Source organism: Candidatus Aminicenantes bacterium (assembly GCA_026393795.1).
GTDB lineage: Bacteria > Acidobacteriota > Aminicenantia > UBA2199 > UBA2199 > UBA2199.
The window spans coordinates 1-10708 of the sequence record JAPKZL010000314.1 but is presented as its reverse complement, the minus strand read 5'-3'; the positions used below and the strand labels follow the sequence as shown (position 1 = coordinate 10708).

The 10708-nt window shown below is 59.4% G+C and carries 11 protein-coding genes; 5 read left to right on the top strand and 6 right to left on the bottom strand.

Annotation, left to right across the window (positions count from 1 at the left end):
- The 6 genes from lpdA to NTW95_15350 form a co-directional block, all read right to left on the bottom strand.
- Positions 1-1363 (bottom strand): dihydrolipoyl dehydrogenase (gene lpdA / locus NTW95_15375; protein MCX6558785.1); only part of this gene is annotated, 1363 nt, incomplete at its 3' end.
- A 19-nt stretch (positions 1364-1382) separates the two neighbouring features.
- Positions 1383-2489 (bottom strand): histidinol-phosphate transaminase, encoded by a 1107-nt coding sequence (gene hisC / locus NTW95_15370; protein ID MCX6558784.1) that lies wholly within the window; start codon positions 2487-2489, stop codon positions 1383-1385.
- Between the two features lie 9 nt (positions 2490-2498).
- Positions 2499-3059, bottom strand: a complete 561-nt coding sequence (scpB, locus tag NTW95_15365; protein MCX6558783.1) for an SMC-Scp complex subunit ScpB — start codon at positions 3057-3059, stop codon at positions 2499-2501.
- 3 nt (positions 3060-3062) lie between these two features.
- A complete protein-coding gene (locus tag NTW95_15360) occupies positions 3063-3800 on the bottom strand; it encodes a segregation/condensation protein A (protein ID MCX6558782.1) in 738 nt (245 codons plus the stop codon).
- The gene (gene trpS / locus NTW95_15355) at positions 3797-4783 is read right to left on the bottom strand and encodes a tryptophan--tRNA ligase (protein ID MCX6558781.1); all 987 of its coding nucleotides are present in this window, start codon (positions 4781-4783) and stop codon (positions 3797-3799) included. The genes NTW95_15360 and trpS overlap by 4 nt, the downstream gene beginning before the upstream one ends.
- Positions 4777-5448 (bottom strand): site-2 protease family protein, encoded by a 672-nt coding sequence (locus NTW95_15350; protein ID MCX6558780.1) that lies wholly within the window; start codon positions 5446-5448, stop codon positions 4777-4779. The genes trpS and NTW95_15350 overlap by 7 nt, the downstream gene beginning before the upstream one ends.
- A 246-nt stretch (positions 5449-5694) precedes the next feature.
- Here NTW95_15350 and NTW95_15345 point away from each other — a divergent pair, with 246 nt between their 5' ends.
- The 5 genes from NTW95_15345 to NTW95_15325 form a co-directional block, all read left to right on the top strand.
- Positions 5695-7395 carry a long-chain fatty acid--CoA ligase gene (locus NTW95_15345; protein MCX6558779.1) on the top strand — a complete coding sequence of 567 codons (1701 nt, stop codon included), beginning with the start codon at positions 5695-5697 and terminating at the stop codon, positions 7393-7395.
- Entirely contained in the window at positions 7392-8201 is an 810-nt protein-coding gene (locus NTW95_15340) for an NAD-dependent epimerase/dehydratase family protein (GenBank protein MCX6558778.1), read from the top strand. Before NTW95_15345 ends, NTW95_15340 begins: the two co-directional genes overlap by 4 nt.
- Positions 8198-9298 (top strand): 3-oxoacyl-ACP synthase, encoded by a 1101-nt coding sequence (locus NTW95_15335; protein ID MCX6558777.1) that lies wholly within the window; start codon positions 8198-8200, stop codon positions 9296-9298. Before NTW95_15340 ends, NTW95_15335 begins: the two co-directional genes overlap by 4 nt.
- 1 nt (position 9299) lies before the next feature.
- A complete protein-coding gene (locus NTW95_15330; GenBank protein ID MCX6558776.1) occupies positions 9300-10181 on the top strand; it encodes a hypothetical protein in 882 nt (293 codons plus the stop codon).
- Between the two features lie 57 nt (positions 10182-10238).
- Positions 10239-10708: NCS2 family permease (locus NTW95_15325; GenBank protein MCX6558775.1), on the top strand; the 470-nt coding region annotated here is incomplete at its 3' end.

Genomic DNA, 10708 nt, shown 5'->3' with positions numbered 1-10708 from the left:
TATGGATGGAAAAACCGGCGATCTCACCCATGGCTTCCCAGAGGCTCTCACCCAAAGTAGGATGAGCAAACACCAGATCCTTGAATTCGTCGCATTTGAGCTTGCGGGTCACGGCATAGGTCAGCAGGGGCAACAGTTCCCCGGCCTCGGCGCCGATAATATGGGCACCTAAGATAGTGTTTTCCTGGTCGGCGATCACTTTGACCAAACCGGTTTTTTCATCGATGGCATTGGCCCGCGAACCGGCGGCGTAGGGAAAACGTCCGATCTTGACCGTCAGGTTGCTTTTTTCGGCTTGCTCCTGGGTGATGCCGACGGAGGCCATTTCAGGGAAGGTGAAAATCACCGCCGGCAGGGGGTGGTGGGGCACCGGGGTGCCGCTCACCAGAAAATCGACGATGGCCATGGCTTGGTGCGAGGCTTTGTGGGCCAGCAGCGGGGGGCCGATGACGTCGCCGCAGGCGAAGATCGTCGGCAGCGCGGTCTGCAGATTTTCGGATACCAGGATGAAGCCATTGCCGTCGCACGGGTTGGGAATGCGGTCGGCGAATATCCCGGCGCTGTTGGGGGTGCGTCCGACCGCCAGCAAAACCCTGGCGAATTCCTCATCCCAGCTCTTTTCGCCTTTTTTAAATGTCAGTTGCACTTTGTCGCCAATGCGGGGAGTGCTGATGCTGGTCGCCGTGTGGATGGTGATGTTCTGTTTGACCAGCTCGATCTTCAAAATTTCGGCGATCTCCCTGTCGGTTCCCGGCACGATGGAATCCATGATCTCGACCACGGTAACCTTGCTGCCCAGATAATTGTAAATCAGCGCCCATTCCAGGCCCACGGCGCCGGCGCCGATCACCAGCATCGTTTCGGGGACGGACTCCAGTTCCAGCAAGTCGTCGGAGTGGACCACTTTCAGCCCGTCCCATTTTAAAAAAGGCAATTCGGCCGGCTTGGAACCCGTTGCGATGACGATATGACCGGCCGCTATCTCCTTTTGTCCGTCCAGGAGGATGTGGTTGGCGCCGACGACCTGGGCTTTGCCCTTGATCAGCTGGATGTCGTTCTGCTTGAAAAGGAGCTCAATGCCGCGCGTCTGCTTGGCGACGATGCGGATTTTGCGGCGCTTGATTTCATCGAGCGAGATCTGAAAGCGGTCGACATGGACGCCGATCTTGGCGAAATCGTTGATCTGCTTGACCGCCTTGACCGAATGGAGAATAGCCTTGGTTGGAATGCAGCCGCGCTGCAGGCAGGTGCCGCCCGGCAGGTCCATTTCCACCACCGCCGTTTTCAAGCCTTTTTTTGCCGCGGCTATCGCACCTTCGTAGCCAGCCGGACCGGCGCCGATAAACAGCAGATCGAAATCCATGCACCCTCCTTGAATGGCGCTACGTTGCGGGCATAACCTTTTTCAGTTTTTTGATGAAGAAGTCATTTTCCTCTTCCAAGCCCACCGTGACGCGCATGGCTTCGGGGATGCCGAACCCGGCGGTGGGCCGGATGATCACCCCTTCCTTGAGGAGGCGGAGATTCAGTTCGTTCACGTCGCCGCTTGGGAAAAAAAGGAGAAAATTGGTCTGCGACGGAAGCACGCGCAAGCCAAGGCTTTGCAGCTGGCCGAGCAATTTGGCCTTGTTGGCCCGGTTCAGGCGGGCGGAGCGGTTTTTGTAATCGTCGTTCTCCAGCGATGCCAGGGCCGCCCGCTGGCCGATGCGGGTGACGTTAAACGGCGCCTTGACGCGGCCGAGGATGGAAATGATTTCCGGCCTGGCCATGGCATAGCCGACGCGCAGGCCGGCCAAGCCGTACACCTTGGAGAAGGTTCTTAAGACGACCACGTTTTTCCCGGCCCTGATCTCGTCCAGGCCGGTGACATAATCATCCGGGTCATCGACGTATTCCTGGTAGGCGTTGTCCAGCACGATGATCCGGTCCGCGGGAATTTTCTGCATGAAGCGGCGGATGGCGGCGGCCGGGACAAATGTGCCGGTCGGGTTGTTGGGATTGGTGATGAAGATGATCTTGGTTTTCTCGTCGACGAGCCGGGCCATGGCTTCCAGGTCGAAGCGCAGGTTCCCGTCCATGGGCGCTTCCACGAAGGCGGCTTGCCCGGCAAACTCGGTGGTGGCGATCTTGTAGAGGGAAAAAGTCTTTTCCGACGTCAGCACTTTTTCGCTGCCCTTCAAAAAAGTCCGGATCAGCATGTGGATCAATTCCACCGAGCCGGCGCCGACAATGATCTGCCCGGGCTGCAGGCCGTTGAGCTCGGCCAGCCGTTGACGCAGGTAGAAGTTGTCGGAATCGGGATAGCCGTGCACCTGGGAAAGCTCGTCCCTTATGGCTTTCCTGACGTTTGCCGGGATGGGCAGCATGTTTTCGTTGGAGGCCAGCTTGATCACCTTTTTCAGCTTGAATTCCCTCTGGATTTCTTCGACCGGCTTTCCCGGGATGTATGGGGATATCTGCAGGACGTTGGGGTTGACGGACAATTCCATGTGCGCCTCCTATTTAAATAAAGAAGGTTGTTCCTTTTCCTCGAACAGTTCGGTCAATTCCTCCAGGGAAGGCAGCTGTGACAGATCGTTCAGCCCGAAATAAACCAGAAACTCCTGGGTGGTGGCATACAAGGCGGGCAAGCCGGGGACTTTTTTTCGGCCGCTGATGCGGATCAGTTTTTTCTGCAGCAGGTTCTTGACCGGGCCGGTCGAATTCACCCCGCGCATGTCGGAGATCTCGGCCAGGGTGGCCGGCTGGCGATAGGCGACGATGGACAGCGTTTCCAGGGAGGCCAGGGTCAGCTTGGTGGCCTGCTTGACCGTGAAGAAATCCTTCAGGGAATCGTGCAGCTCGGGCTTGGTGACCAGCTGCAAGCCGCCGCCGCTTCGTTTCAGCTGCAACCCCCTTTCGGGGCGGTCCAGGAAATGCTCCTTTTCAAAAGTTTGCAGGATTTTTTCGAATTCCGCCTCGTCGTTGATCTGCAGGAATTCCATGATCCTTCCCGGTTCGAGCGGGTCCTTGGAAACGAACAGGATCGCTTCGATCAGGGCGGCTTGCTCGCTGGTCATTTTCTAATTGCTCAAGGCGGCGGCCTCGTTGGCATACAACGATATGGTGCCGAACAGCGATTCTTGCAAGGCGATCAGCAGATGGCGCTTGATCATCTCCAGCAGGGTGAAAAAGCTGACCAGGATCTCTTCGATGGAATCCAGTTTTTTCACATAGGCGCTGAAATCGAGAAATCCGCTTTCCTTTACCAGGCCGGCGATCTCGGCCTGCTTGGCGGCGATGGAATAGCTTTTCGAGGAGACATAGAGGAATTGTTCGTTTTCCTTTTTCCTGACGATGGCAAAGAAAATTTCGGCCAGTTGAAAGGCGGAAACCTCCTTCAGCGTGTACTCACGGCTGGAAAAATTCTCGTTCAGTTCCAGCCGTCGCCACAGCAGGCGTTCGGTGTATTCCATATCCTGCAGCATTTTGGAAATGGTCTGGATCTTTTCATACTCGATCAGCGTGTGCAGCAGTTGCTTTTCCGGAGATTCCTCGGCCAGGCTTTCCGGCCTCGGCAGCAGCGAGCGCGACTTGATGTAGATCAGGGTGGCGGCGGTGGTCAGAAAATCGCTTTCCCGCGACGGATTGATACCCTGCTTGTTTTCCAGATAGGACAGGTATTCGCTGGTGATCACCGCCAAACGGATCTCGTTGATGTTCAGCTTGTTTTTGCGGATCAGGTGCAGCAGCAGGTCCAGCGGGCCTTCGAAAAAATCGGTTTGCACCTGATAGGCTGGTGTTTCGGATGTTTCGATCATACGTTCATCAGCCCCCGCACCTGGGCGACCGTCTCTTTGGCGCGCTGGGCGGCGCGCCGGTTGCCGGGCTCGAGAATGTCGCGGACCGATATGCGCTCGTACTTGCTGCGCCGCTGGCGGAAAGGCTCCAGGAAAGCGTTGATATTGGCGATCAGGATTTTTTTGCAGTCCAGGCAGCCGATTCCCGCCGTGCGGCAGCCGGCGGCGACGGAGGCGATCTCATCAGCCTTGGAGTAGCCCTTGTGCAGGGCGAAAACCGGGCAGTCCTCGGGGACGCCCGGATCGCTACGGCGCTTGCGGCGCACATCGGTGACCATCGGCCTGATCTTTTCGTCGACAACGGCGGCCGTGTCGCCGAGATAAATGGCGTTGCCGTAGCTTTTGCTCATCTTGCGGCCATCGATGCCGGGGAGTTTGGGGATGGGGGTCAGGAAGGGCTGGGGCTCGGGGAAGCAATCGCCGTAAAGGCCGTTGAAGCGGCGCACGATCTCGCGCGCCAGTTCCAGATGGAAGACCTGGTCCTCGCCTACCGGCACCGTATCGGCTTTCATGATGACGATGTCCACGGTCATCAGCAGCGGGTAGCCGAGAAAACCGAAGGTGTTGATGTCGCGGTCACTCAGCTGCGCCTGCTGTTCCTTGAAGGTGGGAACGCGCTCGAGCCAGCCGAGCGGCGTCATCATGCCCAGGAGCAGGGACAGCTCGGCGATCTCTTTGACTGCCGACTGCAGATACACGACGCTTTTTTCGGGATCGATGCCGACCGACAGAATGTCCAGCAGCGATTGGCGGATATTGTTCTGGATGTTTTTTACATCCTGATATTCGGTTGTGAGGGCGTGCCAGTCGACGATGGAATAGTAGCACTGGGCCGTTTCCTGCAGCTTGACCCAGCTTTTCAAGGCTCCTTCCCAATGGCCGAGGTGGGCCGCGCCGCTGCCGGTCGGGCGGATGCCGCTCATGACCACCCGCTGGTTCACGATACCACCCCCGCCTTCAGCATGATGAAGATCAAGAACGGGAAGATCTTGAAAAGGACGGTGAATATGAAATTGGCGATGAAATCGAGGGCATGGGTGTAGATGATGGCCAGAAGAATTAAAAATCCATAGGGTTTGATCCTTTCGAACATGGCCAGGGCCTGGCCCCTGAGCAGCCCTTCCACGATGCCGCTGCCGTCCAGGGGCGGGATGGGGATCAAGTTGAAAACGGCGAGGAAAACATTGATCATCAGTAGGTTGGTGGCTATTTTCAGTAGCAAGGCGACGCTGCTGCTGGCGGAGACCAATATGGGAGTTTTGAAAATACCCAGCAGCAGGATGACGGCCAAGGCGACCAGGATGTTGGCGGCCGGCCCGGCGGCCGAGATGTACATGCCGTCGCGGCGGCGGTTGCGCAGGTTGTAGGGGTTGACCATGACCGGCTTGGCCCAACCGAAAACCGGGGCGCCCACCACCGCCAGGATCAGCGGGAAGATGATGGTGCCGATCAGGTCGATATGAGCGATGGGATTCAAAGAGATGCGGCCCTGCAAACGGGCGGTGGGATCGCCGAACTTGTCGGCGGTCCAGGCGTGGGCCGATTCATGGATCGAGATGGCGAAGAGCACGGTGGCAAATTGGATGACAACGCGGAATATGTCTGTCATGAGTTTTAAAAATAACACAAATACCGGACTCAGTCAATCAGAATCGGCGTTCGCAGGGCGAAAATCGATCTGTTGCTGGAGGCCGGCGAACGGTATTTTTTAGCTTCAACCGCTGCAGTCATCAATCGGATTTTCATCCGGATTTGATTTCTGGTAGAATGGAACCGGGAATGAATGGGATGCTCCTATTCCTCCCGGGACGAAGCGGCGATCACCGGACAGCTTCCGGATCAAGGAGTAATTGACGTGCGAACCGACAAACCCTGGCTGAAGCATTACGAAAAAAGCGTACCCCATTCCCTAGAGACACCGGCATTGACCTTGCCCGACCTGTTGCCCGCCGCGGCCGGCCGTTTTCCCGAGCGAACGGCGCTGGTGCTGGCGGTTGCCGCGGCCGGGCGGCTGTTCAGCCACTCGGTCTCATATGCCAAGCTCCGTCAGGCGGTCACCCATTTCGCCGCTTCGTTGCAGGAGCTTGGCGTACGCAAAGGTGACCGGGTGGCCATCTACATGCCGAACTGTCCGCAATTCGTCATCACCTTCTTGGCCGCCGCCCAGATCGGCGCCATCGCCGTCCCCTTCAATCCGCTCTATTCGGCGCGCGAAGCCGAGTACCAGATGAAAGACTGCGGCGCCGAAGTCGCGGTCGTCCTCGACCGTTTCTTCCCGGTCGTTCATCAGGTCAGGGCGAAGACGGCGCTCAAGCATATCGTGGTCACCCGCATCAAGGAATATTTCCCGCCGTTGCTCTGGTCGTTCTACACGCTGACCAAGGAACGTAAGCTGCCCCGTTTTAAAATAACCCCGGAGGATTTCTGGTTTCAGGAACTGCTGCAGCCGGGGAACCCGCGCCCGGTGGTGGTCGATCGCGAGGATACCGCGGTCCTGCTCTATACCGGTGGGACCACCGGCGTTTCCAAGGGAGTCGAACTGAGCCATCGCAACTTGCTGATCAATGCCGAACAAAACCGCGTCTGGGCGGGCATTGGCGATGGGTGTGAAATCACTTTAGCAGCCGTGCCCCTTTTCCATGGCTTCGGTTTGACCTGCTGTTTGAACCTAGGCATACTCACCGGCGCCACCATTGTGCTGGTTCCCATCCCGGCCGATACCAAGGGATTGATTCAGACCATTGAGCGGCACCAGCCGACCATATTCCCCGTTGTCCCAACTTTTCTGATAGCAATCAACAATTTTCCGGATATCGCCAAGCACAACCTGCGCTCGGTGCGCGTCTGCCCCTGCGCCGGCAGCCCGCTGGCTCCCGCGGTTCAAAGGACCTTCATCGAGCGCACCGGGGTGCGCGCGGTCGAGGGCTACGGGCTGACCGAGGCGGCACCGGTAACGCATGGGAACCCGCCTTTCGGCGACGATCGTCACGGGACCATCGGCTTGCCCTATCCCGGCACCGTAGCCCGCATCGTGGATTTTGAAACCGGAAAGCTGGACATGCCTTTTACGGGAGAGTGGACCCAGCCCGGCGAGATCATCATCAAGGGCCTGCAAATCATGAAAGGCTACTGGAACCGGCCGGAAGAGACGTCCGCCCAGCTCCGCGATGGTTGGTTGCACACGGGCGATATCGGTCAAATGCATCGCGACGGCTATTTCCGTGTCGTAGACCGCTTGAAGGACATGATCATCCGCAGCGGCATGAATATCTACCCGGCCGAAGTGGAAGCGGTGCTGCATGAACACCCCAAGGTGATGGAAGCGCTGGTGATCGGAATTCCCGATGCCACTCGCGGCGAACTGGTCAAGGCATTCATCGTGCCTCGTGATGGAATGGAGATAAACGAGGAGGAGATCCTTGCTTTTTGCCATCAGAACATGGCCAAATATAAAGTACCGGCGGCGGTTGAAATCCGGGCCGGCCTGGTTCATTCCGCGGTGGGCAAGCCGCTACGCCGTGCTTTGCGCGAGGAGCTTGGTCTGGTTTCGGGATGAGCGCGGACAGCGGAGCGCCCAACGCCCTGGTTACCGGGATCAGCTCCCTGGTATCCGGGGCGACCGGCTTTCTGGGCGGATACCTGCTGGCCAGGCTGCGAAAGAAGGGATTTCAGGTTCGTGCCCTGGCCCGAAAGACCAGTGATGTCGCCGGGCTGGTCCGCGCCGGATGCGATATTTATGAAGGTGATATCATGGACCGCCAATCGCTTTTGCGGGCCATGGTGGGCCAGCAGCTGGTATTCCATACCGCCGGCAAAGTCTCCGACCGGGGCTCGCGCCGGGAATTCTGGCAGGCGAACGTCGATGGCACGGCCAACGTGATCGCGGCCTGCCGCGAGGCGGGGGTGAAACGGCTGATCCACCTGAGTTCCCTGACCGTTCTCGGGCTGCCGCGTTCCGGGGCGCGCGTCGATGAGCAAACCCCTCCCGCCGCTGCGCTTCGCGATCCCTATTCGGCCAGTAAATTGGCCGGCGAAAGGCTCGTGCGCGAGGCTCATGGCAGCAGCGGACTCGAGACGGTCGTGATCCGCCCCGGCGTGATCTGGGGGCCGGGGGATACCACCATCATGCCGCGGCTGATCGCCCTGCTGCGCCGCCGGCGTTTGGTTTTCATCGGCCGCGGCGATACTCGCTTGCGTGTTGCCGCCGCGCCTCCCGCCCTCAGCAGGTATGGCGTCCGTCTGGTCGCCTGCGACAGCCGCTACGACATCGGCAAAGCCCGGCGCGAACTCGCTTACCGGCCGACGCTGACTTTCCGCCAGGGGATGGAATTCCTGTTCGCGGCGGCAACAACGGAACCATGAAACCCGCCAGCCCCTCCTCCCTCACCGCGGCCTGTCCTGACGTCCGCATCCGCATCGAAAGCCTCGGCGTCCGTATTCCTGAAAAGATCCTTACCATGGAGGAGCTGCTCGCTTCCTGTCGCCGTAGGCCGCGCTGGGACCTGGAACGGATCACCGGGATCCATGAGAGACGGGTGGCGAAGGGCGAGTGTGCGGCCGATCTGGGCATCCGGGCGGCCAGGCAGGCGCTGGCTATGTCGTGCTATCGCGCCAAAGAATTGGATGTTATCGTTTGCACGAGCATTTCCAAATACAACCGCAAAGACGAATTTCACCTGGAACCGGCCACCGCCGTACGCATCCGCGCCGCTATTGGGGCCGGCAACGCCCGCGTGTTCGACGTGGTCAATGCCTGCGCCGGCATGATTACCGGCATCTATGTCCTGCAGGCAATGATCCGCTGCGGCATGGCCGAACGCGGCATGGTGGTCAGCGGCGAGCTGAACATGCCCCTGGCCGAAACCGCCGCCCGCGAACTGCGTCACAGCTTTGACGGACAGTTGGCGGCCCTGACCCTGGGCGACGGCGGCGCGGCTCTGATCCTGGACCGCTCGCCCGATCCCCGTTTTGGCTTCCGGCACATCGGGCTGGTCACGGGAGCCAAGCACGACCATTATTGCTATTCACGCCCGTCGCGGCGCGGACCCGGAGGCATTCTGGTCACTAAGGCCCGCGGTCTGCAGCGCAAGGGCAACGAGCATTTTCCCGCCTATTTCAAGCGTGCCCTGGACGCCAGCGGCTGGAACCTGGGCGATCTGCAGCACATCATCCCGCACCAGGTTTCGGTCAGGGCCATCGAGAACGGCGTCCGGGCCGTCGGCAATTATCTGGGCGCAGCTCTCCCCGATATTACCCGCTGCAGCGCCGACCACTACGGCAACACGTCCACCACCAGCCATTTCCTGGCCATCCATGACGCCATCCTGCAGGGGAGAATCCAGAACGGGCATAACGCCATGCTGGTGAGCGGTGCCTCGGGAATCGTCATCGCCCATGCCGCCTACGCGTTCGACGATCTGCCGGAGCGATACCGGGCGCGTTTTGCCGGGGAGAGCTGACATGCGTTCTTGCCGCATTGAAAGCCTGGGCGTCAGCCTGCCGCGCCGGTATTTTTCCCGCTGGGGCTCGATCCGTCATGCGGTCAAAGCGGGGCGACAGTGCCTGAAGGCATCGCGTCACCGCCCGGCCGACATCGGCCTGCTGATTAACGCCGGCATCCATCGCGACCACCATATCTGCGAACCGGCCATGGCCGTCTTCATTCAGCATCGGCTCGGCATCAACATTGAATTCCAGAAGCGCTGCACGCTGGCTTTTGATTTGCAGAACGGAGGCTGCGGCATGCTCGATGCCGTCCAGGCGGTCACGGCGCTGTTGCAGAACGGAGAGGCCGAAGCCGGGCTGGTGGTGGCCAGCGAGACCAATCCCGACCGTCGTCCCGATCCGGGTTTTGCCTACCCCGGCAGCGGTGTCGCCGTGCTGCTGGACCTTTCGCCCTGGCCGGGGCAGGGGTTCGGCCGTTTCGCCTTTCATACCCGGGATGAGCATGCCGATGCCTATACATCGCACGTCAGCCTGGCGGAAAAGAGGGGCCGGATCATCTGCAGGCGGCGGAGCGATCTGGAGGATATTTACATCGCCATGGCCGGGGCGGTGGTCGAGGATGTGCTGGCCCAGGATCGTTTGCGCCGGGACGAAATCGATTTTGTGGTTCCCGCGCAAATATCAGCCGCGCTGCTGTCCCGGCTGCCGGCGGCCATCGGCTTTCCCGCAAACAAGGTGGTCAACCTTTCCGGCTGGCTGCCCGATACGCTTTCCACTTCTTTATTCCTGGCCTTGAATACGGTCCTGACCGCCCGCCAACCCCTTCCCGGTCAAAAGGCGCTTTTACTGGCTTTCGGTTCCGGTGTCACCGTGGCCGCGGCCACCTACCATTTTTAGGAGGAACACCCACCATGTTCATCTGCTGTTTTCATTTCATCAGGGAGCGCAGAAAAAATGGCTGTTTTTAATTTAAAGGAAAACCAGACAACGGCCGGCCGCGAAATCGTTGCCGGCATGGTCACCTTCATGGCCATGGCTTACATCATATTCGTCAATCCGAAAATATTGGCCGCGGCCATGGGCAACGATCTGTTCCCGGCGCTGGTGCTGGCCACATGCCTCGGGGCCGGAATCTTTAGCATCCTCATGGGGCTGATCAGCAACTATCCCCTGGCCCTGGCTTCGGGCATGGGATTGAATGCGTTTTTGGCCTACGGGGTGATCCTGGGCATGAAAGTTCCGTGGCCGACGGCCATGGGCATCGTCTTCATTGAAGGGGCGATCATCACCCTGCTGGTTTTGACCAATGTCCGCAAACAGGTGATGAACGCCATCCCGCTGGACCTCAAGCGCGGCATCGGCGTGGGCATCGGACTGCTGATCACCCTGGTCGGCCTGGAAAACGCCAAATTGATCCTTCCCAG

Excerpts from the sequence above, each read along its gene's own strand:
- hisC (MCX6558784.1), bottom strand. The coding sequence starts at position 2,489 with ATGGAATTGTCCGTCAACCCCAACGTCCTGCAGATATCCCCATACATC.
- scpB (MCX6558783.1), bottom strand. The coding sequence starts at position 3,059 with ATGACCAGCGAGCAAGCCGCCCTGATCGAAGCGATCCTGTTCGTTTCC.
- NTW95_15360 (MCX6558782.1), bottom strand. The coding sequence starts at position 3,800 with ATGATCGAAACATCCGAAACACCAGCCTATCAGGTGCAAACCGATTTT.
- NTW95_15350 (MCX6558780.1), bottom strand. The coding sequence starts at position 5,448 with ATGACAGACATATTCCGCGTTGTCATCCAATTTGCCACCGTGCTCTTC.
- NTW95_15340 (MCX6558778.1), top strand. The coding sequence starts at position 7,392 with ATGAGCGCGGACAGCGGAGCGCCCAACGCCCTGGTTACCGGGATCAGC.
- NTW95_15335 (MCX6558777.1), top strand. The coding sequence starts at position 8,198 with ATGAAACCCGCCAGCCCCTCCTCCCTCACCGCGGCCTGTCCTGACGTC.
- NTW95_15330 (MCX6558776.1), top strand. The coding sequence starts at position 9,300 with ATGCGTTCTTGCCGCATTGAAAGCCTGGGCGTCAGCCTGCCGCGCCGG.